The 26140-nt window shown below is 72.6% G+C and carries 28 protein-coding genes; 13 read left to right on the top strand and 15 right to left on the bottom strand.

What is annotated here, in order from left to right:
• Window positions 1–60 precede the first annotated feature (60 nt).
• The gene (locus ACWIF2_RS17660; protein WP_454361360.1) at window positions 61–1251 is read left to right on the top strand and encodes a CaiB/BaiF CoA transferase family protein; all 1191 of its coding nucleotides are present in this window, start codon (window positions 61–63) and stop codon (window positions 1249–1251) included.
• 23 nt (window positions 1252–1274) lie between these two features.
• Here ACWIF2_RS17660 and ACWIF2_RS17655 read toward each other — a convergent pair whose 3' ends face one another.
• From ACWIF2_RS17655 to ACWIF2_RS17645, 3 genes are all read right to left on the bottom strand, one after another.
• The gene (locus tag ACWIF2_RS17655; protein ID WP_454361358.1) at window positions 1275–2264 is read right to left on the bottom strand and encodes a TerC family protein; all 990 of its coding nucleotides are present in this window, start codon (window positions 2262–2264) and stop codon (window positions 1275–1277) included.
• An 84-nt stretch (window positions 2265–2348) separates the two neighbouring features.
• Window positions 2349–2993: a phosphoribosyltransferase gene (locus tag ACWIF2_RS17650; protein WP_454361356.1), complete on the bottom strand. Its 645-nt coding sequence runs from the start codon at window positions 2991–2993 to the stop codon at window positions 2349–2351.
• Window positions 2994–3097: 104 nt separating this feature from the next.
• Entirely contained in the window at window positions 3098–3754 is a 657-nt protein-coding gene (locus tag ACWIF2_RS17645) for a dienelactone hydrolase family protein (RefSeq protein ID WP_454361354.1), read from the bottom strand.
• Between the two features lie 154 nt (window positions 3755–3908).
• On the opposite strand from ACWIF2_RS17645, the gene ACWIF2_RS17640 reads away from it, so the two are divergent.
• From ACWIF2_RS17640 to ACWIF2_RS17615, 6 genes are all read left to right on the top strand, one after another.
• A complete protein-coding gene (locus ACWIF2_RS17640) occupies window positions 3909–4904 on the top strand; it encodes a GlxA family transcriptional regulator (RefSeq protein WP_454361396.1) in 996 nt (331 codons plus the stop codon).
• Window positions 4901–5503 (top strand): DJ-1/PfpI family protein, encoded by a 603-nt coding sequence (locus ACWIF2_RS17635; protein ID WP_454361352.1) that lies wholly within the window; start codon window positions 4901–4903, stop codon window positions 5501–5503. Before ACWIF2_RS17640 ends, ACWIF2_RS17635 begins: the two co-directional genes overlap by 4 nt.
• Window positions 5504–5557: 54 nt before the next feature.
• The gene (locus ACWIF2_RS17630) at window positions 5558–6013 is read left to right on the top strand and encodes an archease (protein ID WP_454361350.1); all 456 of its coding nucleotides are present in this window, start codon (window positions 5558–5560) and stop codon (window positions 6011–6013) included.
• Between the two features lie 58 nt (window positions 6014–6071).
• Window positions 6072–7178: a CapA family protein gene (locus ACWIF2_RS17625; protein WP_454361348.1), complete on the top strand. Its 1107-nt coding sequence runs from the start codon at window positions 6072–6074 to the stop codon at window positions 7176–7178.
• Between the two features lie 77 nt (window positions 7179–7255).
• Window positions 7256–7708 (top strand): YbhB/YbcL family Raf kinase inhibitor-like protein, encoded by a 453-nt coding sequence (locus tag ACWIF2_RS17620; RefSeq protein WP_454361346.1) that lies wholly within the window; start codon window positions 7256–7258, stop codon window positions 7706–7708.
• Window positions 7709–7838: 130 nt separating this feature from the next.
• Window positions 7839–9062, top strand: coding sequence for an MFS transporter (locus tag ACWIF2_RS17615; protein ID WP_454361344.1), 1224 nt, complete (start codon window positions 7839–7841; stop codon window positions 9060–9062).
• Here the strand turns inward: ACWIF2_RS17615 and ACWIF2_RS17610 are convergent.
• Both ACWIF2_RS17610 and ACWIF2_RS17605 read right to left on the bottom strand, forming a co-directional pair.
• Window positions 9016–10932 carry an SMI1/KNR4 family protein gene (locus ACWIF2_RS17610; RefSeq protein WP_454361342.1) on the bottom strand — a complete coding sequence of 639 codons (1917 nt, stop codon included), beginning with the start codon at window positions 10930–10932 and terminating at the stop codon, window positions 9016–9018. The genes ACWIF2_RS17615 and ACWIF2_RS17610 overlap by 47 nt on opposite strands.
• 52 nt (window positions 10933–10984) lie before the next feature.
• Entirely contained in the window at window positions 10985–11413 is a 429-nt protein-coding gene (locus ACWIF2_RS17605) for a VOC family protein (RefSeq protein ID WP_454361340.1), read from the bottom strand.
• Between the two features lie 285 nt (window positions 11414–11698).
• Here ACWIF2_RS17605 and ACWIF2_RS17600 point away from each other — a divergent pair, with 285 nt between their 5' ends.
• Together ACWIF2_RS17600 and ACWIF2_RS17595 are read left to right on the top strand one after the other, a co-directional pair.
• Window positions 11699–12073 carry an SH3 domain-containing protein gene (locus ACWIF2_RS17600; protein WP_454361338.1) on the top strand — a complete coding sequence of 125 codons (375 nt, stop codon included), beginning with the start codon at window positions 11699–11701 and terminating at the stop codon, window positions 12071–12073.
• A 52-nt stretch (window positions 12074–12125) separates the two neighbouring features.
• Window positions 12126–12503 (top strand): peptidase M23, encoded by a 378-nt coding sequence (locus tag ACWIF2_RS17595; RefSeq protein WP_454361336.1) that lies wholly within the window; start codon window positions 12126–12128, stop codon window positions 12501–12503.
• Window positions 12504–12572: 69 nt separating this feature from the next.
• Here ACWIF2_RS17595 and ACWIF2_RS17590 read toward each other — a convergent pair whose 3' ends face one another.
• A complete protein-coding gene (locus ACWIF2_RS17590) occupies window positions 12573–12920 on the bottom strand; it encodes a hypothetical protein (protein ID WP_454361334.1) in 348 nt (115 codons plus the stop codon).
• Between the two features lie 71 nt (window positions 12921–12991).
• Complete coding sequence (locus tag ACWIF2_RS17585) at window positions 12992–13441, bottom strand: hypothetical protein (RefSeq protein ID WP_454361332.1); 450 nt, start codon at window positions 13439–13441, stop codon at window positions 12992–12994.
• 216 nt (window positions 13442–13657) lie between these two features.
• Here ACWIF2_RS17585 and ACWIF2_RS17580 point away from each other — a divergent pair, with 216 nt between their 5' ends.
• Complete coding sequence (locus ACWIF2_RS17580) at window positions 13658–14836, top strand: hypothetical protein (RefSeq protein WP_454361330.1); 1179 nt, start codon at window positions 13658–13660, stop codon at window positions 14834–14836.
• Window positions 14837–14904: 68 nt separating this feature from the next.
• Here the strand turns inward: ACWIF2_RS17580 and ACWIF2_RS17575 are convergent, their stop codons facing one another.
• The 4 genes from ACWIF2_RS17575 to ACWIF2_RS17560 all read right to left on the bottom strand — a co-directional run bounded on the left by ACWIF2_RS17575 (window position 14905) and on the right by ACWIF2_RS17560 (window position 19135).
• Window positions 14905–16476, bottom strand: a complete 1572-nt coding sequence (locus tag ACWIF2_RS17575) for a protein kinase domain-containing protein (protein ID WP_454361328.1) — start codon at window positions 16474–16476, stop codon at window positions 14905–14907.
• Entirely contained in the window at window positions 16473–17276 is an 804-nt protein-coding gene (locus ACWIF2_RS17570) for a serine/threonine protein kinase (protein ID WP_454361326.1), read from the bottom strand. The genes ACWIF2_RS17575 and ACWIF2_RS17570 overlap by 4 nt, the downstream gene beginning before the upstream one ends.
• 87 nt (window positions 17277–17363) lie before the next feature.
• Entirely contained in the window at window positions 17364–18101 is a 738-nt protein-coding gene (locus ACWIF2_RS17565) for a class I SAM-dependent methyltransferase (protein WP_454361325.1), read from the bottom strand.
• A 65-nt stretch (window positions 18102–18166) separates the two neighbouring features.
• Complete coding sequence (locus ACWIF2_RS17560) at window positions 18167–19135, bottom strand: SCO2400 family protein (protein WP_454361323.1); 969 nt, start codon at window positions 19133–19135, stop codon at window positions 18167–18169.
• Window positions 19136–19464: 329 nt separating this feature from the next.
• On the opposite strand from ACWIF2_RS17560, the gene ACWIF2_RS17555 reads away from it, so the two are divergent.
• Window positions 19465–19914 (top strand): spore-associated protein, encoded by a 450-nt coding sequence (locus tag ACWIF2_RS17555; RefSeq protein WP_454361321.1) that lies wholly within the window; start codon window positions 19465–19467, stop codon window positions 19912–19914.
• A 76-nt stretch (window positions 19915–19990) separates the two neighbouring features.
• Here the strand turns inward: ACWIF2_RS17555 and ACWIF2_RS17550 are convergent, their stop codons facing one another.
• Entirely contained in the window at window positions 19991–20794 is an 804-nt protein-coding gene (locus tag ACWIF2_RS17550; RefSeq protein WP_454361394.1) for an EamA family transporter, read from the bottom strand.
• A 200-nt stretch (window positions 20795–20994) separates the two neighbouring features.
• Here ACWIF2_RS17550 and ACWIF2_RS17545 point away from each other — a divergent pair, with 200 nt between their 5' ends.
• Together ACWIF2_RS17545 and ACWIF2_RS17540 are read left to right on the top strand one after the other, a co-directional pair.
• Window positions 20995–21849, top strand: a complete 855-nt coding sequence (locus ACWIF2_RS17545; protein WP_454361319.1) for a LysR family transcriptional regulator — start codon at window positions 20995–20997, stop codon at window positions 21847–21849.
• Window positions 21850–22037: 188 nt separating this feature from the next.
• A complete protein-coding gene (locus ACWIF2_RS17540) occupies window positions 22038–22859 on the top strand; it encodes a lipase family protein (RefSeq protein ID WP_454361317.1) in 822 nt (273 codons plus the stop codon).
• 19 nt (window positions 22860–22878) lie between these two features.
• Here the strand turns inward: ACWIF2_RS17540 and ACWIF2_RS17535 are convergent, their stop codons facing one another.
• From ACWIF2_RS17535 to ACWIF2_RS17525, 3 genes are read right to left on the bottom strand one after another with little or no spacing between them, the layout of a single operon-like run.
• Window positions 22879–23598 carry an SDR family oxidoreductase gene (locus ACWIF2_RS17535; protein ID WP_454361315.1) on the bottom strand — a complete coding sequence of 240 codons (720 nt, stop codon included), beginning with the start codon at window positions 23596–23598 and terminating at the stop codon, window positions 22879–22881.
• Window positions 23599–23636: 38 nt separating this feature from the next.
• Window positions 23637–25223, bottom strand: a complete 1587-nt coding sequence (locus ACWIF2_RS17530; RefSeq protein ID WP_454361313.1) for an MFS transporter — start codon at window positions 25221–25223, stop codon at window positions 23637–23639.
• A complete protein-coding gene (locus ACWIF2_RS17525; protein ID WP_454361311.1) occupies window positions 25220–26137 on the bottom strand; it encodes an NAD-dependent epimerase/dehydratase family protein in 918 nt (305 codons plus the stop codon). The genes ACWIF2_RS17530 and ACWIF2_RS17525 overlap by 4 nt, the downstream gene beginning before the upstream one ends.
• Window positions 26138–26140: the final 3 nt, after the last annotated feature.

The raw sequence follows: 26140 nt of genomic DNA, 5'->3' as shown, positions 1-26140 counted from the left end.
GCCCGCCGCCCGGGAGAGACTGTCCGGGCGCCGTCCGTACGAGGTTCAGGAGCATGAGGCATGAGCGTGCAGCGCTATCCCCTGTCCGGGGTCACGGTGGTCAGTGTGGAGCAGGCCGTGGCCGCGCCCTACGCCACCCGGCAGCTCGCCGACCTCGGCGCCCGTGTGATCAAGGTGGAGCGACCGGGCGGCGGTGACTTCGCCCGCCGTTACGACACGACCGTGCACGGCCACTCCAGCTATTTCGTGTGGCTCAACCGGTCCAAGGAGTCCCTCACCCTGGACCTCAAGGACCCACGCGGCCGGGAGATCCTGCACGACCTCCTCGACGGCGCCGATGTGTTCGTGCAGAACCTCGCCCCGGGCGCCGCCGCCCGGCTCGGCCTGGACGCGGCCACCGTCACGGGCCACCGCCCCGGCCTCATCCCCTGCACGATCTCCGGCTACGGCACGACCGGCCCCTGGGCCGACCGCAAGGCCTACGACCTGCTCGTGCAGTGCCAGACCGGGCTGGTGTCCCTGACGGGAACCCCTGAGGGGACCGCCAGGACCGGGATCTCCGTGGCCGACATCGCCGCCGGCATGTACGCCTACAGCGGCGTCCTCACCGCCCTGTACACCCGCGCCACCACCGGCGAGGCCCACCCGGTGGAGGTCTCCCTGTTCGAGGCGCTCGCGGAGTGGATGGGCCAGCCCGCCTACTACACCCGGCACGGCGGCACCCAGCCCCCGCGTCTGGGCACGCGACACGCCACCATCGCGCCGTACGGGACGTACCCGGCCGCCGACGGCAAGGAGGTGCTGTTCTCCATCCAGAACGAGCGGGAATGGACGGCCCTGTGCGGGGAGTTCCTCGGCCGGCCCGAGCTGGTCGACGATCCGCGCTTCGCCACCGCCTCCGACCGCGTCGCCCACCGCGAGGAACTCGACGCCGTCGTCGCCGGCCGCTTCGCCCGCTCCGGCTCCGACGAGATCCTCAAGGACCTGGAGCGCATCGGCATCGCCTGCGCCGGGGTCAACGACGTCGCCGCGTTCCTGGACCACCCGGTGCTGGCCGGCCGCCGCCGCTGGACCGAGGTCGCGGTGCCGGGCGCCACCGTCGAGGCCCTGCTCCCGCCGGCCGACCTCACGGGCCTGCCCGCGCGCATGGACCCCGTACCGGCGGCCGGCGAGCACACCGAGGCGATCCTCACCGAGCTGGGCCGCACCGGCGAGGAGGTGGCGGCACTGCGCGCGGACGGCGTCGTCTGACGGCAAGCCCCACGGAAGGCGGCCTACTGGGACCCGCCGACCGGCCGCCCCGCCTCCTCCGCCCGCTCCGCCTCCTGCTTCTTCGACGCCCGCAGGCTGGTGATCGTCGTGACGGTCAGGACCAGCACGATGAAGCCAAGCGAGAAGGGGATGCTGATCTCGGGCACATGGACGCCCGACTCGTGCAGCGCGTGCAGCACCAGCTTCACGCCGATGAAGCCGAGGATGATCGACAGGCCGTACGAGAGGTGCACCAGCTTCTTCAGCAGGCCGCCGATGAGGAAGTACAGCTGGCGCAGGCCCATCAGGGCGAAGGCGTTCGCGGTGAACACGATGTACGGGTCCTGGGTGAGACCGTAGATCGCGGGGATGGAGTCGAGGGCGAACAGCACGTCGGTGGAGCCGATCGCGAGCATCACGACCAGCATCGGGGTCATGATCCGCTTGCCGTTCTCGGTGATGAACAGCTTCGTGCCGTGGTAGCGGTCGGCCACCCCGAAGCGCTGCTCCGCCATCTTCAGCAGCTTGTTCTCCTGGTACTCCTCCTCGTGCTGGTCCTTGCGCGCGTCCTGGACCAGCTTCCAGGCGGTCCAGATCAGGAAGGCGCCGAAGATGTAGAACACCCACGAGAAGGCGGAGATGATCGCCGCGCCTGCCGCGATGAAGACGGCCCGCAGCACCAGGGCCATCAGCACACCCACCATCAGCACCCGCTGCTGGTACTGCGAGGGCACCGCGAACTTCCCCATGATCAGGACGAACACGAAGAGGTTGTCCACGCTGAGCGACTTCTCGGTGATGTACCCGGCGAAGAACTCACCGGTGGGCCCGCTCCCACCGAAGTACCAGAGCCCCAGCCCGAACAGCACGGCGAGGAAGATCCACACCACCGTCCACGTCCCGGCTTCCTTGATCGACACATCGTGGGGCTTACGACCGACGAAGAAGTCGACGGCGACGAGCACGCACAGGGCTGCCACAGTCAGCAGCCATACGGAGAGCGAGACGTTCACTGTTGCTCCTGATACAGGTGTGGGGTTGGGACATCGTTGTCCGTTGTGGCTGATTTCCGCCACACCCGTCAGGTGAACATTGAGTCAAAGCTGCACGTGGAGCGCCTCCAGGACGTCCTGGTCCGTCAGCTGGTCGAAGTTCTCGTACCAGAGGCCCACGGCCATGAACGCGGCCGGCCGGTGCAGGCAGATCACCTCGTCGGCCTCGGCGCGCATCAGCTCGGCCGCCTCCGGCGAGCACACCGGAGCGGCCAGCACCACCCGTGCGGGCTCCTGACGGCGTACGGAACGCAGCGCGGCGCGGGCCGTGGAACCGGTCGCCAGGCCGTCGTCGACGACGATCACCGTCCGTCCGCGCAGGTCGGGAGCGGGGCGGCCCTGCCGGTACAGCCGCTCGCGGCGGCGCAGTTCCTGGCGCTCCCGCTCGATGACGGGCGCGAGGGCCGCCTCGCGCAGGCCCAGGTGGCGCAGGGCGTCCTCGTCGAGGAGCGGCACCTCGTCCCCGGCCATCGCGCCGACGCCGAACTCCTCCTGGTGGGGCGCCCCGATCTTCCGTACGACGAGTACGTCGAGCGGGGCGTCCAGTGCCGCCGCGACCTCGCTCGCCACGGCGACCCCGCCGCGGGGCAGGGCGAGGACGAGCGGACGGGGCAGGGCCCCCTCGTGCTGCCGGGCGCGCAGCTTCTCGGCCAGTTCCCGGCCTGCCTGCCGGCGATCGCGGAACCGCATGAAAGTCACCTCTGCTTCCCGCACGGAGAGGGGCCCTCGGCCGGCCCGGCCTCCGCGTACCCCCTGCCCGGTGGACAACGCACCGGCGCCGGGTCCGGCCGGTGTCAGCCCGCCGTGGTGGTCAGTTGCTCGTCGCACCACTGCCGGGCCGCCTCGGTGACGCGGTCCAGCGTGCCCGGCTCCTCGAACAGATGGGTGGCGCCGGGCACCACGTGGAGGGTGTGCGGGGACTGCAGCCGCCGGGCCGCTTCCTCATTGAGCCGCAGCACGTGCTGGTCCCGGCCGCCCACGATGAGCAGCACCGGGGCCCGGACGGCGTCCAGCGCGTCGCCGGCCAGGTCGGGCCTGCCGCCGCGCGAGACGACCGCCGTCACCCGGCCGGGCCGTTCGGCGGCGGCGACCAGGGCGGCGCCCGCGCCGGTGCTGGCGCCGAACAGGACGACGGGCAGGCCCTGGGTGCCGTACCACTGCTCCAGCCAGTCGATGGCGCCGACCAGCCGGCGCCCCAGCAGGGGGATGTCGAAACGGAGTTCGGCGGTGCGCAGGTCCTGCCGTTCCTCCTCCTCGGTGAGCAGGTCGATCAGCAGGGTGCCGAGTCCGGCGGTGCGCAGCCCGGCGGCGACCTCGCGGTTGCGGGGGCTGTGCCGGGAACTGCCGCTGCCGTGCGCGAACAGCACGACCGCGCGGGCGTCCGGCGGCAGGTTCAGATCACCGGTGAGCGCGGCGCCGCCGGCCGGCACGGTGACCGTCTGGGTGATCATCGGAGGTCTCCTCTCCCCCGGTTCCCTGGTGGTCCTGCCGTCCGCCTACCCACCCCGCGGCAGGCGTCCCGCCTACGGCATGGCGCGATCTGTGGGATGCGTGTCGTTGACGCCATGACCCGGGCGGACGGAGCCTGGGAGCGTGACTCCACGAGTGACTCCACGCCGTATCGTCTTCGTCGTCTTCGACGGCTTCCAGCCGCTCGATCTCACCGGCCCGCACGAGGTGTTCCACAGCGCGGGCGAGTACACCTGCGAGATCGTGGCGTCCCGGCCGGGGCCGGTCAGTTCGGTCAGCGGCCTGCTCGTACACGCCGCGCACGGTGTGGCGGACCTCGACCCGGCCGCGACGGACACCCTGGTGGTGGTCGGCGGCCCGGGGGTCGACCGGGCCCGGGAGGACGCGGCGCTGGTCTCCTGGATCGCCGCCGCCGCGGCCGGTGCCCGGCGCGTCGCCTCGGTGTGCAGCGGGGTGTTCCTGCTGGCGGCCGCCGGGCTGCTGGACGGGCGGCGGGTCACTACGCACTGGGCCCGGGAGGAGCAGCTGGCCCGGGAGCATCCCGAGGCGCGTGTGGACTGCGACCCGATCTACGTCCGGGACGGGCGGGTGTGGACCTCGGCCGGGGTGACCTCCGGCATGGATCTGGCGCTCGCCCTGGTGGAGGACGATCTGGGCCGGGACGTCGCGCACGCGGTGGCCCGCCGGCTGGTGCTGTTCCTGCGCCGCCCGGGCGGCCAGTCGCAGTTCAGCATGGCGCTCTGGTCGCGGCAGCCGGCGACGGACCCGGTGCGGGCCGCCGTCGGCGCGATCCACGCCGATCCGGGCGCCCGGCACGACATCGCCGCAATCGCCGCGCACGCCGGGCTGAGCCCGCGTCACCTCCAGCGCCGCTTCACCTCCGAGCTGGGCGTACCGCCCGCCACGTATGTCGAGCGGGTGCGCGTCGAGGCCGCCCAGCGCGCGCTCACCGAGGGCGACGAGCCGGTCGAGGCGATCGCCCGCCGCTGCGGCTTCGCCACGGCGGAGACCCTGCGCCGCACGTTCCACCGCCGGCTCGGCGTCGCGCCGTCGGACTACCGCGCCCGGTTCCGCTCCACCACGGGCCCCGTCGGCGCCCACCACGTCCCAGAGGAAGGGGAAACCGTATGACGACTTACGGACTGCTGGTCTTCGAGGAAGCCGAGGAACTCGACTTCGTGGGGCCCTGGGAGGTCTTCAACGTCTCCGCCCGACTGCGCGAGGGCGCCGACACGGCCGTGCTGCTCGCTGAGCATCCCGGCCCGGTGCGCTGCAACAAGGGCCTGCGCGTGCTGCCCGACCACAGCCTGGACGATCATCCGCCCCTGGACGTGCTGCACGTACCGGGCGGGCGGGGCGCGCGTGAGAGCCAGCTGCACAATCCGGTGGTCATCGACTGGATCGGGAGGACCGCGGAGCGGGCCGCCTGGGTGCACGGCGTGTGCACCGGCACCTTCCTGCTGCATGAGGCGGGTCCCGCCCGCGGACGCCGGGTGGCCACCCACTGGAGCCAGGAGGACACCCTCGAGGCGCGGGGCGAGGTGACGGTCGTCCGGGACGTCCGCTATGTCGTGGACGGCAATCTGGTCACCAGCCAGGGCGTCTCGGCCGGCATCGACAGCGCGCTGTGGCTCGTGGGCCGGCTGCACGGCCGTGACCACGCGCGGGCCGTGCGCCGCTACATCCAGTACGACCCGGCTCCGCCGTACCTCGCGGACGAGCCCCTCTGAGTGATGTGGCGGCCCGTGCTGCATGGGTGGGCCGGTGTCGGGCAAGCGATGTTCATGGGCGGTGACACGGGCGACGGCGGGCAGGTACGGCAGCCGGGCGAGTGCGGGCACCGGGCGGTGCCGCATCCGGGTGACATCCGGATCGAGGCGTGGGCGGCATGCCGGGAGCACTGTCTGGCGGAGGCCGTCCTGGCGATGGTGGAGTGCTTCGCGAACGTCTCCGGGGTGCGGCCCACGGCCGTGGACCGGGTGCGGCTGTTCGAGGCCAGCGACGATGATCTGCTGGCCACGCTGCTGGACGAAATCATCTTCCGGCTGGAGGAGTACGGCCAGGTGCCCGTGGACGTGGAAGCCGACGAGGCCGACGGCGGCCTGGACGTGCGGCTGGCGGTCACCGGGCTCGCGGACGTGGAGATCACCGGGTCGGTCCCGACGGCGGTGGCGTGGGAGGAGCTGCGGATCGGGCCGGATCCGTACGGGTGGTCGTGTGCGGTGAGGGTCGACGCCTGAGAGGCCCAGGAGGCCTGATCGGCCTGAGGGGTCTGAGCGGTCGTCCTACCGTGGAGGTGTGGGCGGCGGCGTCGTGACGCTGTTCCTGTGCGGTGACGTGATGCTCGGGCGCGGCGTGGACCAGATCCTGGCGTATCCCTGCGATCCGGCACTGCGGGAGGCGTACGTCGCCGACGCGCGGTCCTACGTTCGGCTGGCGGAGTCGGCGCACGGCCCGGTGCCCGCGCCCGTCCCGCCCTCCTGGCCCTGGGGCGAGGCGCTGCGTGTGCTGGACGAGTCCGCGCCGGACGCCCGGATCGTGAACCTGGAGACGTCGGTGACGAGCGGCGACACGTTCGCGCCGGACAAGGAGATCCACTACCGGATGCACCCGGCCAACCTGCCCGCCCTGGCCGTGGCCCGCCCCGACGTGACCGTCCTGGCCAACAACCACGTCCTGGACTTCGGCCGCCCGGGCCTGCTCGAGACCCTGGACGTGTCGGCCCGGGCGGGGCTGCGGACGGCGGGTGCGGGGCGTGCCGCGCACGAGGCGTACGCACCCGCCGTGGTCCCCCTCCCGGGTGGCCGCCGGCTGCGGGTGTTCGCCGTCGGGGCGCGGTCCAGCGGGATCCCGTCCGGTTGGGCGGCGACGGCGGAGCTGCCGGGGGTCGCGTACGTGCCCGCGCTCTCGCCCACCGCGGCCGACGCCGTGGTGCGGCACGTCCGGCGGGCCGGACGTGCCGGTGATCTCACCGTCGTGTCCGTGCACTGGGGCTCGAACTGGGGCTTCCACGTGCCCCGGGAGCAGGTCCGTTTCGCGCGCGCCCTGGTGGACGGCGGTGTCGACGTCGTCCACGGGCACTCCTCGCACCACCCGCGCCCGCTGGAGGTGTACCGGGACCGGCTGATCCTCTACGGCTGCGGCGACTTCATCGACGACTACGAGGGGATCTCCGGCTACGAGGAGTACCGCGACGATCTGCGGCTCGCGTTCCTCGTCTCGGTCGAGGCGGACGGCGGACGGCTGGCCGGGCTGCGCATGGTGCCGCTGCGGGCTCGGCGGATGCGGCTGGAGCCCGCCTCCGGGGCGGACCGTGCCTGGCTGCGGACGACGCTCGACCGGATCAGCCGCGGGGTGCGCGTGACCCTGGAACCCGACGGATCGCTGGCGCTGGCGAGCGGATGATCCGGTGGCCGATCGGCCGGCCCGGACGATCCGCCCCGCACCGCATGTCCGGGTCCCGCGGGGGTACCCCGGGCCATATGACCGGCATCGAACTCAGCAGTAACGCGTTCAACGACCACTCCTTCATCGCGCGCCGGTACTCGTACGAGGGACCGAACGTCTCCCCGCCCCTGGCCTGGAGCGGCGTACCGGACGACGCGGCCGAACTGCTCCTGCTCTGCGAGGATCCCGACGCCCCCTCGGGCACCTTCGCGCACTGGGTCGTGGTCGGCATCGACCCGCACAGCGACGGCGTCGAGGCCGGGCACTGCCCGCCGGGCGGCACGGAGCTCGTCAACAGCTACGGACAGCAGGGCTGGGGCGGCCCGCATCCCCCGCCGGGTGACGACGCCCATCACTACTTCTTCCGGCTGTACGCCCTGTCCGAACCGTGCGTCCTGCCCGACGCGCCGGGCGCGGAGCAGGTGCACCGGGAGGTCGAGCGGCACCGGCTCGCGGACGGGACGCTGGTGGGGCTGTACCAGCGCTGATCCGCTGAGGCACAACGGTTGGTTGTGGCTCGGGTGACGGACGGTTGTTTGCTCGCCCGGCCCGGTCCTCGCTTGGATGGCTCCCGGTCAACACCGGGTTGTCCGCGGGAACTGGGAGTGTGCGCCGGGTATGGCGGACGGGCGGCGGTCGCTGGGGCGGCGGTTCGGGTGGCTGTGGGGTGCCTACGCGGTCAGCACGGCCGGTACCTGGCTCGCGTTCGACGCGTTCGCCCTGATCACGGTTCTCGTGCTGCATGCCGGGCCGGCACAGGTGGCGCTGCTGGCCGCGGCGGGACCGGCGGTCGGGGCGGTGGTGTCGGTGCCCCTCGGGCCGTGGGTGGAGGTCCGCCGCAAACGGCCGGTGATGATCGCGACGGACCTGGTCCGGTGCGTGGTGCTGCTGAGCATCCCCGTGGCGTTCGCGCTGGGCCGGCTGAGCTTCGGTCAGTTGCTGCTGGTGTCGGTGGCCGTCGCCGCGGCCGACATCACCTTCAACGCGGCGGCCGGGGCGTTTCTGAAGGACTTGGTGCCCCGGGGGGACCTGCTCGTCGCGAACGGCCGGTTCGAGGCGACGAACTGGACCGCGAGCATGGTCGGGCCGCCGCTGGGCGGGGCCGCGATCGGGCTGTTCGGCCCGGTGACGAGCGTGGTAGCGAACGCGGTGAGCTATCTGCTCTCGGCGTTCGCAATCGGGGCGATCGGCACCGGCGAGAAGCCTCCTGCCCGGTCACTGTCCGCCGAGACCCGGCCCCGGGCGGGCGACCTGCTGGACGGCTGGCGGTACATCCTGGCCGATCCGGTCCTGCGCCCGCTGTTCTTCAACACGGTCCTGTTCAACGCCCTGGTCATGGCGGCCTCGCCACCGCTCCTGGTCCTGATGGTGGATCACCTGCGCTTCGCCCCCTGGCAGTACGCCCTCGCCTTCGCGGTGCCCTGCACCGGCGGCCTGCTCGGTTCCCGGCTGGCGCCACGGCTCGTCGAACGGTTCGGCCGGCACCGGGTCCTGCGCACGGCCGGGGTGCTGCGGGCGGGCTGGTCGCTCGGACTGGCCTTCGTCGGCCCCGGCGCGGCCGGGCTGGCGCTGGTCATGGTGGTCGAGTTCGGGCTGATCACCTGCTGCGCCGTGTTCAACCCGGTGTTCGCGACCTACCGCCTCGACCGCACCCCCGCGGCCCGGGTCACCCGCACCCTCACCACCTGGTCCGCCACCGGCAAGGCCACCCTCGCCGCCGTGACCGCACTATGGGGCCTCGTGGCATCCCTGACCGGCCCCCGCACAGCCATCGCCCTCGCCGGGGCCCTACTCCTCACGACCCCGTTTCTTCTCCCCCGCCGGGACCAGGCACCACTGTGAAGGTTCCGAACCGGTACACCTCCCCGGGCTCCGGTGGCCGGATCCAGGACAGCGACGTGCAGGTGTGCAGCCGTCCGCTGGTGAGCGCGAAGCGCGGGAGCCGTACGCCGAACTCGGCTGCGACGGCCGACAAGGCCAGTCGCTCGACCTCCTGCCAGGGGCGGGCCGCGCCCGGGGGTGCGTCCGTGGCCGGTCCGAAGAAGCGGTCGGGGTCCAGCGCGGGCGGTACCGCTCCGCTGCGGCGGGTCGTGCTGCCCTGCACGGTGAAGGCGTACTTCTCCTCGCCGTCCTCGCCCACGGACAGGTGGAACAGTCCGGAGGGATCGCTCCAGACGACCACCGCGCGGGCGCCGCGGGACGCCGCGCCCGCCGGGGAGCGGAACGTCCGCTCGTGGAAGTGCCCCGGCTCCACGTCGAAGGCGAAGCTCCAGCCGGATCCGGCCCGCCCGACGGCTGCCAGGGCGCGTTCCTCCCAGGGTGCGGCGGACCGGCCGTTCCCGCTCCGGGCCAGACGCGCCCGCCACAGCTCCATCGGCTCGTTCAGAACGGCCGTGTCATCGGCGAGCCTGCCGGGCAGCTCGGCCGGTTCCACGCCCTCCACGAGCACGAACCGGTACCCGGCTCCGGTCAGTTCCGGCTCCGCTTCCGCCAGCCACGCCAGGCCTGGCGGATCGGCATCGGCCGTGGGCGGCGGAGCGGTGCCCCTCTCCCCTCCCCTCGGCGTTGCCAGTAGCTCTCGTCCTCGGTCGGCGGTGAGCAGCGGGCCCAGGAGCGGATCGGCGAGCAGCCCGACCGGGGCGAGATGATCCGGGCCGAGTGGCCGCCAGCTCGGGAGTGCGGCTCGCAGGATGTGCCACGCGGCGTCCGTCTCGCCCCACCGTGCCTGCTCGCGGGCCTCGTCCACGGCTCGGCCGAAGGGCCCGTCGGCGGTGTAGCGGAAGGTGCCCTGCCGAACCTGCCGCAGGATCTCCTCAGCCGCCCCGCGCACCGCCTCGGGAACCGTCCGCAGGTGGGACGCCCACCCCGAGTTGTCGCGCACGTGCTGGAGCGCGAGAACGGGCAGCACTTCCGGCGCGTACAGCGGATCGGCCTTGAGCCGGCTGAAATCGACGAGGTAGGAGTCCCCCAGCAGCCGGCGTATCTGGTCGCGCAGCGGCTTGGCGCGCGGTCTGCCGTACTCCTCCGCCTCCGCCAGAGCCGTGTTCGCCTGCTCGTGGTGCCCGCGCAGCGCCTCCAGCCGGGCGTGGTCCACCGCCCGGTCCAGGGCCTGTGTCGTGCTGTTGGCGAACTCCTCGCCCAGGCGGCTCGCCCTCAGCATGTGGAACTGGCGGTGCATCGCCTCCATGAACGCCCGGAAGGACGCGTGCCGTTGGGGGTACTCGCCGCTCCAGGTGGCGTACTCGTACACGGCCCATTCGCCGTCCTCGCCCACGTCTCCCGGGTCCATCAGGACGTACGTGGCATCGGACTCCACGTCCAGCTGCAGGGCACGCTTCCCCATCCCGGCGAGCAGCACCTCCTCCGGCGTGGAGTCCTCGACCAGCTCCTCCTGCAACCACCCGGCCAAGCCGGAGGCGTCCTCGTGCCGGCGGATGTCCTCGGTGCCGGCGAGCCGCCAGACGAACTGGCCCGCGTGCCGCCACCCGTCGGTCACCTGGAGGAACGCCCGGTAGGACGGCGGCAGTCGGAGGCCCAGCCGCTCCTCCAGAGCCGCGATCCGGGCGTTCGGCGCCGGAGCGAAGCCCAGCCATCCGGCCCGCCGGGCTTCCTCGTCCGGCTCGCCGCGCGAGTCGTCGGGGCGTAACGCGTCCGCCCACTCCTCGCTCCACCGGACGAGGAAGGGCCGCCAGTCGCACATCGCATCCGTCATGACCGCGATGCTGCCAGCCGCCACTGACAACGCCCCTCACTCAATGCCCGGCTCAGACCGCCCCGGGCACGTCCTCCGTGACGCCGTTCAGCGGGGAATCCGGGTCGGTGCCGTAGGGGCGGGTGATGATTTCCAGGCCGTGGCCCGCCGGGTCGAGGAAGTAGACGCCTCGGCCGCCGTCGTGGCGGTTGATGCGGCGCGGCTGGTTGCCGTGCGGGTCGGCCTGGATGGGGATCCGGGCCGCGACGAGACGGGCCAGGGCCTCGTCGAACTCTTCCTCGGAGACGAGGAACGCGTAGTGCTGCATGGGAATGTCGGCGTCGATGGTGAGGAAGTCCAGCGTGACGCCGTTGGCGGTCGTCACCGGCAGGAACACTCCGGCCGGTGCCCCGACCTCGAGTCCCAGGATCTCCGCGAGAAAACGAGCGGACTTCTCCCGGTCACGGGACAGGACGATGGTGTGATTGAACTCGACTGACACTGGTCAATGCCTCCACGGGCATCTCCGCGGCGCCTCCATGCCTCACCCGGCCGGTGACCGGCACGCGATGCCGCGGCGTGGATCGTAGACAGGGAGGGTGAGGGGCGTCGAGCGGTTTTCGGCCGCATCCGGCAAGGTGGCTGAACGCCCCCCGATTCCGCGAAGTCCCGGCCGTCCCGGGCAACCCTGACAATTGTCAGGGACCATGTCGCCCCGGGTCTCCCTACATTACTGAGCGTCGGCCACGAGCCGCACCGCTGCACATCAGTTCAGGGGGAACTCGACATGTCCACTCGCATCTTCGCAAGGGCCGCGCTCGTCGGCGCCGGGGCGCTCGCGCTGCTCGGTCCGCTCACCGCGGGAACCGCCGCTGCGTCGGCCGCCGGCCAGGAGGGCGTTGTCCGCGTCAAGGCGGCGCCCTACGCGGTCGTGCCGTACGAGAACGTCAACGTCCGCTACGGGCCGGGCACTACCTACGGCAAGATCACCACCAGCCCGGCAGGGCAGCCGCTCGGCGCCTACTGCTGGACCCGTGGCGAGCGCATCACTGACAACGGCTACAGCAACGACGTCTGGGTGAAGCTCCTCGAGGGCTACGTCAGCGCCGTGTACCTCAAGGGCAACGAGTACGGCGACCTGCCGGCCTCGGCACGCTGCTGACCCACGTCATGACCACTCCCGACCACACCATCGTCCTACGGGGGACAGACACATGAAGCGACTGATCAGCCGTACCGCCATGGGCCTCGCCGCGGCAGCGCTCACCGTCGGCGCGCTCGCGAGCACCGCACAGGCGGCCCCGGCCGCCGCGGCGAACAACGGCGACCCGACCCTGACCGACGTCTACATCTGGGCCACCGACGTCAACCTGCGCCAGCAGCCGACCACCGACTCCCCGCGTCTCGCGGTCCGTTCCAAGTGGTGGGCGGACGCCGTGTGCCAGACGCAGGGCCAGACGGTGCGCGACCCGGCCGTGGGCACCAACAACTGGTGGACCGCCGTCATGGAGTTCTCGGGCAGTGACATCGCCTGGGTGAACAACCTGTACATCCGGGGCGGCGAGAAGATCGCCGGAGTCCCGGACTGCTGACGCGCCTTCGCTCCACACGCCTGCGGCGGGCCACCGGGAGACCGGTGACCCGCCGCGGGCTCGTGCCGGTCAGCAGTAGCCCATCGGGCCCATGTCCGTGTAGTAGACGTAGTCGACCTTGACCCACCCGGTGACATTGCCCCGGTGGGCCGTCAGGTAGATCCAGTGACCGTCGCCGTTCCAGCAGTGCGCGGTGAACGTCTCGCGGAAGTACCCCTGGCCGTGGATCGTGCCGTCCACGGGCCTGCTGCGGATGTTGACGCCGTCACCGAGGAAGTAGCCGCCCCGGGACTGCACCTGCCGCGTGGAGGTGTCCGAAGCGGGCGCCTGCTCCTGGGCGTTGGCGGTGACGGGCGACAGCATCAGGGCCGCGCCCGCCAGGGCGAGACACGCGGTGCGCCGGATGTGTCTGCGCATGACTGACTCCTTCTTGTCGTCCTGTGTGGTGTGGGTGCGGCTCGGTACGAACCGGCTCAGAGCCGGCCGGCTCAGTACCAGCCGGTCGAGGTCAGGTCGTGGCCGTCGCAGGAGAGCAGCGCGCGCGAGACGCGGCCGTTGAGGTTGTTGCCCATCTGCGTGTAGGCGTAGTTGATGCCGGAGTCGACGGTCTCCGAGACCCATCCGTCGACCCGTCCCGCGCCGCTGTTGGATCGCTGCAGCACGGCCGCGCAGCCGGGCCGGGAACTCTCGATCCGGGCGAAGGAGCCGCACTTGTCGGAGTAGAAGTACTTCAGGGCCATGCCTTCGGCGTACTTGGTGGCCCCGATCTGCCGGAACGAGCCCGAGCAGAAGGAGGTGGTGGGGTACTGCCCCTCCATCCCGTAGGCCCCGTAGTTGCCGCCCGAGTACGGCGCGGCCTGGGCGGAGGTGGGGAGGAGCGCCATCACCGCGGCGGCGCCCCCGGCGGCCAGCAGTGTCCTGAGCGATCGGCGGCTCATGAGCCCTCTTTCGTTGTGGTTCGGGTGGTCTGGTCGCGACCGTACGGGGCGTCACCACATCCACGACACCTGACACTTATCAGGGTCGAACAGCCAGGTCCGCTCGTTTCGGGGGCTCCCTGACATACGTCAGGACCGCCCGCGCCCCTCCGGCTCCTAGGGTGGCGGCGCGGGGGCAGGTTCCCGCCGACACCCGGGCGACCATGAAGGGCAACCATGCGCACACTCCTGCGCGGCGCCGCCGCGCTCGCGACCGTCGTCACGATCGTGTCGCTCCCGGGCGGCGCGACGGCGGTTCCCCGGCCGGCCACGGCCGTTCAGGCCGGCCGCGGCGCCGAGGCCGTCCAGATCCCGGACGGCGTCACCGCCGGGGTCGCGGTCTTCGACCGCCGCACCGGCACCTTCACCGAGCAGGTCAACGAGAGCGCGCGGTTCCGGTCCGCGTCGGTCGTCAAGCTGCTGCTGGCCCTGGACTTCCTGTGGGACCGAGGGCCCGACTACACGGTGCCCGAGGCCGACCGGGCCCGGCTGGAGCCGATGCTGCGCAGCAGCTGGGACGATGCCGCGGACCACTACTGGACGAACTACGGCGGCTCGGCGATCATCGACCGGATGTCCGCCCGGCTCGGCCTGCGCGACACCGCGCCGCCGCCCGACGGGTACGAGGGCTACTGGGGCTACACCGCCCTGTCGGCCCGCGACACCGTGACGATCTACCGCTACCTCCTGGACAAGGCGCCCGCGCCCGTCCGTGACTTCGTCATGGACAATCTGCGCCGCTCCACGCGCTGCGCCTCGGACCGCTTCGACCAGCACTTCGGGGTCGCCGGGTCGTTCGAGCGGCCGTGGGCGGTGAAGCAGGGCTGGTCGGGGGCCTACGCGAAGGGGACGTGCGGCCCGTCGGGTACGACCGCCCCGGCGGCACCGGCCCCCGCTCCCGCCGCGAAGGCCGCCGCGGCCGTGGACCTCACCCGTCCCGCGCTGCACACCACCGGCACGGTGGGCGCGGACGACCGGGCGATCGTGGCCGTGCTGACGCTGCATCCGGTCGGGACGTCGTACGGGAAGGCCTACACCGACCTCGGCCGGCTGACCCGCTCGCTGAACGTGCCGGGCGGGGTGCGGCCCTCCGGGACGTGGTTCGGCACCTGGGGCGAGTTCGTGAACGTCCGCAAGGGTCCGGCCACCGGCGATGCCCGGATCACTCAACTCCCGGCCGGGGTCGAGGTGCTGGTGGGCTGTCAGGTCCGTGGCCAGGTGGTCAGCGTGCCGCCCTACACCAACGAGTGGTGGGCCTACTTGCCTCAGTACGGGGGCTACATCTCCAACATCTACGTCAGCTCGCCGGACAACCGGCTGCCGAACGTCCCGGAGTGCGCCTCGGCGCGGCCGTGACGGGAACGGGGGACGAGCGGTGGGCGGGGCCCTGACGGGTCCTGCCCACCGCTCGCGTATGCCGGGGGTCAGCGTTCGTAGGCTTCGAGGTAGCGCAGCACCTTGTCCACGTGCGGCCGTACCCGAGGCGGTACGCCGCCCTCCTCGATGACCGTGCGGTCGCTGGTGCGGTAGCCGGCCGCGACCAGCGCGGGAAGGTCCTTCTTCGGCAGCCCGGCCTGTTTGAAGCGCTGGTCGAGCCAGCACACGTACAGGCTCATCGTGGCGATCGCGTCCGGCGGCGACATGTGGTCCTTGTCGCCGTCACCGTCCCCGTCCACGGCCCAGGCGCGGAACACCGACGGGGTCCACATGGCGACGCCGTACTCGTCGCTCTCCGGGCGGGACGCGTTGGTATCGAAGCCGCTCTCCGCCTTGATCAGCGCGGCGAGCAGGACGGGCGTGATCTCCTCGTCGGTGCAGCGGTGGGCGGCGCGGGCGATGACGGGGCGCAGCGCCTCGGGTACGTCGGAGTTCGCGGGTATCTCACCCGGCACCGGTCTTCGCGCGTCGGTGGCGTTGGCGGAGACACCGTTGTCACGGTCGTCGTCCCGGGTGCCGGCGCCGCCGCCGAGCAGGGCGACCCCGGCGACCGCTCCTGCGGTCAGGACGACGAGCCCGGCCGCGAGGGCCGGCACCAGGCGTCGCCGGCGGCGGCTCGGGGTGCCGGTGATGTCCTCGATCCTGGCGGCGATGTCGCGCGCGGTGTGCGGGAGGCGGGTGGTGTGGTCCGGTGCCAGGCAGTCGGCGATCAGCCGGCGCGTGTCGTCGGCGAGGCCGGCGTCGAGCCGCAGGGGTGCGGTGCCGCGTGCGTAGGTCTGGGCGGCGAGCGAGCGGGCCCGGGCCGTCGCGCCCGCGAAGGGGTGGAGTCCGCCGGTGAGCACCTGGTGGGCGAGGACGCCGTAGGCCCAGATGTCGGCGGTGGGCCGGACGACGGCGCCCTGGGTGCCGGTGCGCTGGGACCACCACTCGGGCGGCAGATGGTCGAGGGTGCCGAGCGGGGGCAGATGGGCGTGGGTGCCGTCGAGTTCGGTGGCAAGACCGAAGTCGGCCAGCCACACCTGCCCGCCCGGCCCCAGCAGGACGTTGGCGGGTTTGAGGTCGCCGTGCACCCAGCCGGCGTCGTGCATATGGGCCAGTCCGGCGGCGACTCCGCGCAGGACGCGTTCGGCGCCGTCGATCGGCCGGCCGTTCCCGGCGGCGTCCAGTACGTCCTTCAGGCTCTGCTCGGCACGGTCCATCACCAGCGCGATCGCACCGTCCAGGGCGGGCAGTTCCGGCGCCTCGACGGTGCACACGGCGTGGGTCCGGACGAGGTGCGGATGGTCTGCCTCGGCGCTGAAGCGGACCTCGCGTGCCACTAGTTCGCCGAGCGCGGCGCGCTGGCCGGGGCCCAGGGCACCGGTCGGCAGCACCTTCACCGCCGCGGGCGTGCCGTCGGCGACCGTACGGGCCTCGTACACGGTCCCCCAGCCGCCGGAGCCGATGACCGCGCCGAGCTCCCAGCCGTCGATCCGGAAGCCCTCGGGGAGGCGGGGGCGAGGCGCTTCCAGGTCGTCGTCCCGGAGATCCTGGGGGTCCTGTGCGTCGGGTGTCGTCATGCGCCGGCCTCCTGCGGGGCGAGGCGGCCGGCGCTGCGGGGCGGCAGCAGGCCGAGGTGTTCCTCACGTACCAGGCCGAAGCGCAGGGCGACCGAGGCGAGCCGGGTGCGCTTGGCTCCGGTGCGGCCGCCGTCGGCTCCGGCCGTGCTCTCCTCGCCGAGATCCAGGCGCAGTTTGGCGAAGGCGAGGTAGTCGATGTGGTAGTTGACCGCGGAGCGGGTCAGATCCCGGCAGGACTCAAGTGGCCGCAGCCGCTCCACGATCTGCCCGACGCCGGGCAGCGCCGAGTCGGCAGGGTCGCGCAGCCGGGGCTCGCACAGGGCCACCAGGACGAGGAAGTACTTGGAGGTGGGGTCCAGGGCGAAGGGGTGGACGGTCTGTTCCCCGCCGCCCGGCGAAGACCGCTCGCCGAGGTAGGCGTGCTGGGGTGCGAACACCTTGAAGGCGGCGTTGCCGGACAGGGCGGGGAGCACCACCCGGGAGAACTCGAAGGGCACGGGCGCGCCGAGGCGCCCCGGAGCGACGGTGAGGTACTCGCCGGCTCCCTCCAGGTTCTCCACGACGTACGACACGCTGCGGCTGAAGTTGGACAGCCGCCAGTAGTCCCCGGCCGCCTCGAGCTGCCCGGCGCGGCGGGAGACGCCGGGGTCGGTCAGGGTGATGCGCACCCCGGTGCCGCCGGGCGTGCCGCGCCCGAAGTCGGCGATGTCCCCGGGCCCCAGGTGGATCAGTTCGGGACTGCCCGCCCCGTCCCCGTCCCACTGTGCGGGGCCGGGCAACTGCACGATGATCGTTTCCACAACGGATTCCCCCGATGCTGACGCCCCCGATTTGGTCGCGAGGATTGTACGGGCGGATTCCGGTTGCGCAGTGCCGGCGGGGCCGTCTCAGTGGGCGGATTCCGGACGTCGTGCGACGAACACGAATTCCTTCCCCGGCCGGTCGGGCGCGTCGCGTACGTCCTCCACCACGAAGCCCTGCGCGAGGAGTTCGGTCTCGACCTCTCGCCGCTCACGGAAGCGCAGCGTCGACTCCGAGGTCAGCACCTGTCCGTCCGCTGCGAACACGTAGACCTGACGGAAGGTCACCAACGGACGGGACACGTCGAGCAGTTCGACCCAGTACTCGACGGTGCCGACACCGGGGACGTCCGAAACGGCATACGTCGCCTCGCGATTCCACTCCTGCCAGGCGCGGCGAGCCGGGATCCGTGTCTCGAAGACCAGCCGGCCTCCCGGCCGAAGGGCTGCCCGGGCACCTCGCAGGAACGCGCGCCAGTCCTCGGGGTCGGTGATCTCCTGGGCCGCGTTGCCCGTCATCGTCGCGAGGTCGGCGGTCAGGGGCGGCAGAGCCGTCGCATCGCCGTGGACCCACCGCACCCGCTCGCCGCCCGGCTTGCCGCGGGCCACGTCGAGGGACGCCCCGGCGGGATCGACGCCGACGACCTGGAAACCGCGTGCGGACAGCAGCAGCGCGAACACGCCTGTCCCGCAGCCGATGTCGAGCACCTGACACGCCCCGAACTCCTCCGCCATGCGCAGATAGGGGTCGAGGTCGCGGCGGTCGGGGTCGAGCGGGTCGTAGACCGCGGCGAGCCGCGGATGCCGGAAGCACTCGTCAGCCATGCGCCCGAAGCTACGGAGAGCGGGGCGCGGCGGCCACCGGATTCCGGCGGCCGCCCTCTCGGCACTCAGCCCAGGCAGATGACGAGCAGGCAGAGCTCCTTGGACTTCGAGTCGTCCGAGTTCGAGCCCGAGCCCGAGTTCGAGTTCGAGGGAGAGGTCGGCGTGGGGCTCGCCGCCGGCGGGGTCGTGGGGTCCGCGGGCTGCTGCGTGTCCGCACCGGTGTTGCCCGCTGGCGGCGTCGTCCGGTCGGTGCCCTTCGACGTGGACGCACCGGCGTTCCCGGTGACCGTGTCGACGGTGCTCGGGACCGTGGTCCGCTGCCGCGGGGTCGTCAGCGGCAGCTCGCGGGGCGTGGCCGCCGCGTCCGTCCTCGGGTCCGCGGGTGGCGTGCGGGGCGTTGTGGTCCGGGCCTGCTCGCGGTGCGGGGCCTTGCCGGTCCCCGGCCCCGTCGGCGTGGAACGCGGGGTGTCGCGCTGGGTCGACGTCGGTTCGGTGTACGCCGGTGCTTCTCCCCCGGCGCCGCCCATGGTCGTGTCCTCCGGCGCCGTGGCCGCCTGGACGCCGGGCGTCGAGTCCCCCTTCATGGCGGCGACGGTCAGGCCGCCTCCGACGAGCGCGACGGCGGTCGCCACCACGGCCCGGCGCTGGTTCTTCTTCCAGCGTGCCAGCTGACGACGCCGGGCCGCCCGCCCCTGCTGCGGGACCTGGTAGTCGTCGGCCGCGGCGGTGCCGTGGCCGTCCGACGGGTCCGTGACCGGTATCTCGGGGCCGCCGACCGAGGCCGTGGCCGTGGCCGGGGCCTGGTGGACTCCGAGCGACCCGGTGTGCCCGAGGTGGAGTTCCCGCGTGCGGGCCGTGTTCTCGTCCCACACGGTCCGGTCGTCCCACACGTTCCCCTCACGCCACGGGGGAGGCGCGGCAGGGCCGGTACGGCCGTCGGCGGCGGAGGGGTCGATGTCCGGGGCGTAGGCGCCGCACCCCGGGCAGACCAAGGCGCCGTTGAGGTGCCGACGGCACGAGGAGCAGTAGTCCATGTGTGGTCTTCCCGATCTGACTGGTGGGATCGAGCCGTAACGCTAACGAGACTTTGAAAGGGGCGTGTGCAGTCCGTGTGACACCCCTGCGCAGATCCTCTGCACTTCGCGTGCACCACAAGTAACCCGTGACTAAAGCCGGAAGAGGCTGGGCACACTTGGGCGCCCACCGCCGGGACTTGCGGCCGGACCGGCCCCACGGACCGGATTCTCGCTCGCGCTCGCCACATCTCGCCTGAATTTCCCGCGAGTTGGCGCACAACCCTTTGGAACCCCTGCGGGTCACACCATGCAGGAGCAACCACCTCGAAGAGTTGCAAGGGGGAAATATGCGATTCATCCGTTCCGTCCTGGCCGCATCCGCCGTCGCCGCGCTGTCGGCAGGGACCATGACCGCCCTGGCGTCGCCCGCCTCCGCCGCGCCCAACACCACCCCGCAGAAGGTCTGCGGCAGCGGCTACAAGACCGTGAACTCGGCGGCCGTCGGCACGCTCGGCACGATCTACCTCACGTACAACGCGTCCAACGGACACAACTGCGTCACGACCATCCGCAACAACCCGGGCACCGCAGTGGACATGTCCGCGTATGTCTGGGTCCCCGACACCGAGGAAGGTGACTCGGACGCGGGGCTCTTCAAGTCGTACGCCGGACCGACCTACGTCCGGGGCAAGGGCCACTGCGTCGACTGGGGCGGCAACATCGCCAACGTGTACGTCCAGGTGGTCGGCTCCAACTGCGGCTCCCTGAAGGAGCACCGGACCACGTTCACCCGCTGACCCCCCTCCAGCCGGGTCACCACTCCCCCGCCGCGCGTTCGCGGGGGCCGTGGTGGCCCGGTTCTTCACGTGGGGCTCAGGCGCGTGACGTGAGGATGCTGAGCGCGTTGGCGGCCACGATGGCCGCGATGGCCGCCAGCTCGGTCCAGCCCAGGTTCTGGTCGAGGACGATCCAGCCGACCACGGCGGCCAGCACGGGATTGACGCTCATGAAGAGCCCGAAGACCCGGGCCGGGACGCGGCGCAGGGTGAGCAGGTCCGCCAGATAGGGGACGGCCGAGGACAGGACACCGGCCACCAGGGCGTAGGCCACGGACCCCGCGGTCGGCGGACGGTCGACGACGAGCACGATGCCGACCGGCAGGAACATCAGGGCGGAGACTCCGGCCGCCGCGGCAGATCCCTGCACTCCGGGGACGCGCCGGCCGACGGTGCGGTTGAGCAGGATGTACGACGCCCAGCAGCCGGCGGCCAGCAGTCCGAGGCCCATACCCAGGTAGTCGGTGGAGGGCTGCGGCCGCATCAGGGTGACGACGCCCGCCGCGGCGATCAGCGCGCAGCAGGCGTCCACACGGCGGCGCGACGCGGCGAGGGCGATGCTCAGGGGCCCGAGGAATTCCAGCGTCACCGCGAGACCGAGGCCGATGCGGTCGATGGCGCTGTACAGGGACAGGTTCATCGTCCCGAACACCAGGGCCAGGAGCAGGACCGGCCACCACTGCCGCTTGGTGAAGGCACGCAGGCGGGGGCGGCCGACGGCCATCAGGACGATCGCGGCGACGTACTGGCGCACGGCGACGACACCGACCGGTCCGAGGACGGGGAAGGCCAGGGAACCGATCGCGGCGCCGGTCTGATTGGACAGACCGCTGCCGAACATGGTGACCACACCGGCGAGGCGCCCGCCAGGGTCCGGGGTGCCGAGTTCCGGGGCGGAGGACGCCGTGACGGCTCCTTGCGCGGGCGCGGGCGTCGGCGTCGGCGTCGGCGTCGGTGCGGAGGCTGCGTGCATGACCCGATCCTGAGAGGGCCCGGGGGTTACGCAAAATGCATCCGCGGGGCCATCTATACGCTGGAGTCATGGATGTGGAGCTGCGGCAGTTGCGCTGTCTCGTCGCGATCGTCGACGAGGGCAGCTTCACCGACGCCGCCATCGCGCTCGGAGTCTCCCAGGCCGCCGTGTCCCGCACGCTGGCCTCCCTCGAACGCGCCCTCGGGGTACGGCTGTTGCGGCGGACCTCCCGTGAGGTGAGTCCGACCGGAACGGGGCTGCGCGTGCTGGGGCATGCCCGGCGGGTGCTCGGCGAGGTGGACGATCTGGTCCAGGAGGCCACCTCGGGCCATGTCTGCCTGCGGATCGGTTACGCCTGGTCGGCCGTGGGCCGCCACACACTGGCGTTCCAGCGCCGCTGGGCCGACACGCGCCCGGAGACGGAGCTGCGGCTCGTCCGCGTCAACTCCGCCACCGCCGGGCTCGCGGAGGGGGCCTGCGACCTGGCCGTGGTCCGCAGGCCGCTGGACGACCGCCGCTTCGACTCCGCCATCGTGGGCCTGGAAAGGCGCTTGTGCGCGATGGCCTCCGACGACCCTTTGGCCCGCCGCCGCTCCGTGCGGCTCGCCGACATCGGCGGACGCACCCTGCTGATCGACCGGCGGACCGGCACCACCACGACTCGGCTGTGGCCACCGGACTCCCCTCCGGCGACCCGGGCCACCCACGACGTCGACGACTGGCTGACCGCGATCTCCCTGGGCCGCTGTGTGGGCATGACGGCCGAGTCGACCGCGCACCAGTACCCGCGCCCCGGCATCGTCTACCGGCCGGTGCGCGACGCCGAGCCGATCGCGGTGCGCCTCGCCTGGTGGCGGGACGAGCCGCATCCCGCCGCCCAGGCCGCGCTCGAACTGCTCACGACGCTGTACGGCACGGGATGACCCGGCCGCACGTGCCGCAGGAGCGTCCTGGTCACGCCGGCGGTCCGTCCGGGTGACCCCGGGGCGCGCTGCCACGGAAGCGGCACCCCACCCGCGATAGGACGGGGCTGCCTCCCCCGCCACCTCAGGGTGCCGTTTCCGCGGCGCGGTCCAGCCGCCGCGCGCCGCACCCGGGAAAGGACCCGCTGGTGTCTGCGCCCCACAGCATCGATCACTCCGTCACCGGATACAGCCTTCAGCACGCCTACTGGATGGCCAAGGCGTCCGACCTGGCCTACAAGGACCGGGCCACCATCGAGCAGCAGGCGCGGCAGTGGGGGTTCAACCGGGTGCTCCATCACGAGACGCGGTTCACGCCGCCGTTTCCGCTGGAGGACACCCAGGCGTACACGATGGCCAGCGACAGGATGATCATCATCGGTTTCCGGGGCACGGAACCGGTGCGGATCCGCGACTGGCTCACGGACGCCGTCACACCGCCCGTGCCGGGCCCGGCGGGCACCGGCTACATCCACCACGGCTTCGGCGAGGCCCTGGAGTCGATCTTCCCCACGGTCCGGGACGGGCTCGCCGATCTGCGCGACCAGGAGCAGTCGGTCTGGTTCACCGGCCACAGCCTGGGCGGGGCACTCGCCATGCTGGCCGGCTGCCGGATGTACCTGGAGGAGCCGCAGCTGCGGGCCCACGGCGTCTACACCTTCGGCCAGCCCCGTACCTGCGACCGGCTGCTCGCCAAAGCCTGCAACAAGGGCTTCAAGGACCGGCTCTACCGGTTCGTCAACAACAACGACATCGTCCCGCAGATGCCCCCGGAGCCGGCCTTCACCCACGTCGAGGCCCTGCGGTACATCGACTCCCACGGCAAGGTGCACACCACGCTGCCCTTGGTCACCGGGTTCGTCGACCGTGTCGGCGGCATGACCGCGGACGCCTTCGCCCCGGCGAGCGACGGAGTGCGCGACCACTTCATGAACAACTACGTCACCGCCCTCGAACGCAACCTGGCCTGAATCAGGGGACACCGCGCCCTCAGTGCCCGAGCCCGGCGCCTCCGTCCACCGGGACGACGGCGCCGCGCACATACCCGGCACCGGCCAGGAACGCCACCGCGTCGGCGACCTCCTCGGGGCGGGCGAGGCGTCCGGCCGGGGTCCGGCGCAGCAGGTCCTCGCGCTGGCGGGCGGTGAGGGCGCGGCTCATGTCCGACTCGGTGAGGCCGGGCGCCACCACGTTGCAGGTGATGTCCCTGGGGCCGAGTTCATGGGTCAGCGACCGTGCGAATCCGACGAGCCCGGCCTTCGCCGCCGCATAGTTGGTCTGCCCGGGTGCGCCGTGCAGCGCCGACGTGGAGGAGACGAGCACGATACGGCCGTGGCCTTCGCGGAGCATTCCGCGCACGGCTCGCCGGGCGACGCGGAAGGCACCCGTGAGGTTGGTGTCGATGACGGAGGTGAAGTCGGCGTCGCTCATCCGCACCAGCAGGCGGTCGTTGGCGGCGCCCGCGCCCGCGACCAGGACGGTGACCGGACCGTGGGCTTCCTCGGCCTCCGTGAAGGCCCGGTCCACCTGCCGGCTGTCCGTCACATCGCACCGTACGGCGAGGAAGCCCTCGGAAGCGGGCGGCTCCGCACCTCTGAAGGTCACCGCCACCCGGTCTCCCGCCGCCGCGAAGCGGCGGGCTACGGCCAGGCCGATCCCCCGGTTCCCCCCGGTGACGAAGACCGAACGGGTCGTCGACTGCGCCGGCATGGCTTCCCTCTCCTGTCCTGCCGCTGGTCTGTGGACGCTCACGTGGATTCCACCGGTTCGTCCCGTGCCCGTCGGTCCGGGACGTTCCCCGGTCGCGGTGCTCGGGTCCGCAGCCCCACGACGGCCACCGCGCATCCGACGAGGGCCAGGGCGGCGACGGCGAGGGTGGCGGCGTACATCGCGTCGAGGAAGGCCCGGTCCGCCGTGGCCGCCAGTTCGGGCAGACGCAGCGAACCGGCCAGTGAGCGGGCCGCCTCGGCGGAGGCCCGGGCCTGTTCCTCGGCGGCCGGGTCCAATCCCTGTGCGGTGCCGGGCAGTTCGGCGTCCGCCATCCGCTCCCGGTACACGCCGGAGAGGATCGAACCGGCCATCGCCACCCCGAGCGTTCCCCCGACCTGGCGGGTGACGCTGTTGACGGCCGAGCCCGCGCCCGCGAGATGCGGTGGCACCCCGCGCATCATCGCGGCCGTGACCGGCGTCCCGACCAGGCCCATCCCGAAGCCCTGGATCCACAGCAGCGCGACGATGACCGGGACCGGGGTGCGCCCGTCGAGCCAGACGTAGGCGAGGTAGGTGGCCGCCGTGGCCAGGACGCCGGCAGCGACCGTCCACCGGGCCGACAGCAGCCTGCTCAGCGCCGGGGACGACTGACTGCCCAGGACGATGCCGACCGCTGCGGCGATCATCACGGTGCCAGCCTCGGCGGGGGTGAGCCCGCGGGGCCCCTGGAGGTAGAAGGCCGCGTAGAAAAGGTGCCCGGCCAAGGCCATGAACGCGATCAGCAGCACCACGCTCCCGGCCGTGAACCCCGGCTGCCGGAAGAGCCGCAGATCGAGGCTGGGCGCCGGGGACCTGCGCTGACCGGCCACGAAGGCGAGGAGCAGGGCGCCACCCAGGACCAGCGGGAGCAGGACGCGCGGCCCGTACCAGGCCTGTCCGTCACCGGCTTCGATGATCCCGTAGACCACGCCGCCGAGGCCGAGCACCGACAGGGCGAGGCCCGGGAGGTCGAGCGCTCTGCGCCGGGGCCCCTTCAACTCGGGTACGACGGCGGCGACTCCGGCCAGGCACAGGACGACGATCGGCACATTGACCAGGAACACCGATCCCCACCAGAAGTTGCTGAGCAGGGCCCCGCCCGCCACCGGGCCGACGGCCACGCCCAGACCGCTGGAAGAGCTCCAGATCGCGATCGCCCGGGTGCGTTTCGCCTCCGGGGTGCTCCGCACGATCACCGACAGGGTCGCCGGCATCAGCAGCGCGCTGCCCGCGCCCATGAACGCGCGCGCCACGACCAGCCACGCCGGGCTCCCCGCGAACGCTCCGGCGGCGGAGGCCGCGCCGAACAGCGCGAGTCCGGCGAGGAGGGTGGCCCGGGGGCCGAACCGGTCGGCCAGCGCGCCGCCCGCGAAGAGACCGCCGGCGAAGACCAGGGTGTAGGCGCTCGCCACCCACTCCAGTTCGGCGGGCGTCGCACCGAGGCCCTCGGCCGGGTCGGCCAGGGTGGTGACGGCGACGTTGAGGATCGAGGTGTCCAGCCAGATCAGCATCTGGGCGCAGACGACGACCAGGAGGACCGCCGCCGGCCGCGAGGGGACGGCCGCCGGTTCGCCGGGCCCGGTCATGGCGTCCCCAACCCGTCACGCCAGCTCGGCCGCAGCGGCTTCCAGCCCAGCGTCGTACGCGCCCGGTCGTTGGACGCGCCCCGTGCCGCGGTGAGCTGATGGGCTGTGAACCAGCCGAGCAGCCGGGGTGCCATCGCCGCCGGAACCGTGCGCGGGGCGGGGGCGCCCAGCTCACGGGCGTAGTGCGGCAGCCATGCGGCGGCCGGGGCCGGTTCGTCGTCCGTGATGTGGAGGACGCCGGTGGCCTCCGACTCGACGGCCGCCACGGTCGCTGCCACGGCGTCCTGCACATGCAGGAAGGAGGTGATCCCCGGCCCGCCCTCCGGCAGCGGGAGCTTCCCGGCCAGCACCCGCTGCCCGGTCCCGCCGGTACGGGCGTACGCGGTGCCGGGGCCGTACAGGGTGCCGTACCTGAGGACCAGGCCGCTCAGGCCCGCATCGTTCAGGACCAGTCGTTCCAGCTCGGCGACGGCCCGTACGGTGGCGGCCCAGCCGGGGTCCGGGGCGTCCATGTGGAGGGGTGCGTCCTCGTCGAGGACCGGCGGCCCTTCCGGTGCGGCGGCGAAGGCGATGGACTGCGCGACCAGCCGCCGCGCTCCGGCCGCCCGGGCCGCCTCGACCAGGTGGGCGGTGCCCTCGGTGCGCAGCCGCGCGGTCCGCTCGAAGGCGCCCGCGGGATCGTCGCGCAGCAGCCGCAGCGCCGTCATCTGGTGTACGACCACGTCGGGCCGGGCGGCCGCGACGGCCGGCAGCAGGGACGCCCGGTCGAGGGCGTCGGCGACCACGGCCTCGCCCACGTCCGGGGCCCGGGAGGCGTCCCGTACCAGGGCGCTCACCTGGTGCCCCCGCGCCCGCAGCGCGCCGGCCAGCGGATGCCCGACCACTCCGGTGGCACCGGCGACAAGTACCCGCACCGC

The organism is Streptomyces sp. NPDC055506 (assembly GCF_053643595.1).
Note: the sequence above shows the minus strand (reverse complement) of the source record. Positions and strands in the feature narration are given on the sequence as shown.

Coding starts and splice junctions, on each gene's coding strand:
- ACWIF2_RS17535 (WP_454361315.1), bottom strand. CDS start 23,598: ATGCCGGCGCAGTCGACGACCCGTTCGGTCTTCGTCACCGGGGGGAAC.
- ACWIF2_RS17645 (WP_454361354.1), bottom strand. CDS start 3,754: ATGATCACCCAGACGGTCACCGTGCCGGCCGGCGGCGCCGCGCTCACC.
- ACWIF2_RS17590 (WP_454361334.1), bottom strand. CDS start 12,920: ATGCGCAGACACATCCGGCGCACCGCGTGTCTCGCCCTGGCGGGCGCG.
- ACWIF2_RS17650 (WP_454361356.1), bottom strand. CDS start 2,993: ATGCGGTTCCGCGATCGCCGGCAGGCAGGCCGGGAACTGGCCGAGAAG.
- ACWIF2_RS17565 (WP_454361325.1), bottom strand. CDS start 18,101: ATGGCTGACGAGTGCTTCCGGCATCCGCGGCTCGCCGCGGTCTACGAC.
- ACWIF2_RS17560 (WP_454361323.1), bottom strand. CDS start 19,135: ATGGACTACTGCTCCTCGTGCCGTCGGCACCTCAACGGCGCCTTGGTC.
- ACWIF2_RS17600 (WP_454361338.1), top strand. CDS start 11,699: ATGTCCACTCGCATCTTCGCAAGGGCCGCGCTCGTCGGCGCCGGGGCG.
- ACWIF2_RS17615 (WP_454361344.1), top strand. CDS start 7,839: ATGGCGGACGGGCGGCGGTCGCTGGGGCGGCGGTTCGGGTGGCTGTGG.
- ACWIF2_RS17635 (WP_454361352.1), top strand. CDS start 4,901: ATGACGACTTACGGACTGCTGGTCTTCGAGGAAGCCGAGGAACTCGAC.
- ACWIF2_RS17555 (WP_454361321.1), top strand. CDS start 19,465: ATGCGATTCATCCGTTCCGTCCTGGCCGCATCCGCCGTCGCCGCGCTG.
- ACWIF2_RS17550 (WP_454361394.1), bottom strand. CDS start 20,794: ATGTTCGGCAGCGGTCTGTCCAATCAGACCGGCGCCGCGATCGGTTCC.
- ACWIF2_RS17620 (WP_454361346.1), top strand. CDS start 7,256: ATGACCGGCATCGAACTCAGCAGTAACGCGTTCAACGACCACTCCTTC.
- ACWIF2_RS17580 (WP_454361330.1), top strand. CDS start 13,658: ATGCGCACACTCCTGCGCGGCGCCGCCGCGCTCGCGACCGTCGTCACG.
- ACWIF2_RS17585 (WP_454361332.1), bottom strand. CDS start 13,441: ATGAGCCGCCGATCGCTCAGGACACTGCTGGCCGCCGGGGGCGCCGCC.
- ACWIF2_RS17595 (WP_454361336.1), top strand. CDS start 12,126: ATGAAGCGACTGATCAGCCGTACCGCCATGGGCCTCGCCGCGGCAGCG.
- ACWIF2_RS17575 (WP_454361328.1), bottom strand. CDS start 16,476: ATGACGACACCCGACGCACAGGACCCCCAGGATCTCCGGGACGACGAC.
- ACWIF2_RS17630 (WP_454361350.1), top strand. CDS start 5,558: ATGGGCGGTGACACGGGCGACGGCGGGCAGGTACGGCAGCCGGGCGAG.
- ACWIF2_RS17530 (WP_454361313.1), bottom strand. CDS start 25,223: ATGACCGGGCCCGGCGAACCGGCGGCCGTCCCCTCGCGGCCGGCGGCG.
- ACWIF2_RS17610 (WP_454361342.1), bottom strand. CDS start 10,932: ATGACGGATGCGATGTGCGACTGGCGGCCCTTCCTCGTCCGGTGGAGC.
- ACWIF2_RS17545 (WP_454361319.1), top strand. CDS start 20,995: ATGGATGTGGAGCTGCGGCAGTTGCGCTGTCTCGTCGCGATCGTCGAC.
- ACWIF2_RS17660 (WP_454361360.1), top strand. CDS start 61: ATGAGCGTGCAGCGCTATCCCCTGTCCGGGGTCACGGTGGTCAGTGTG.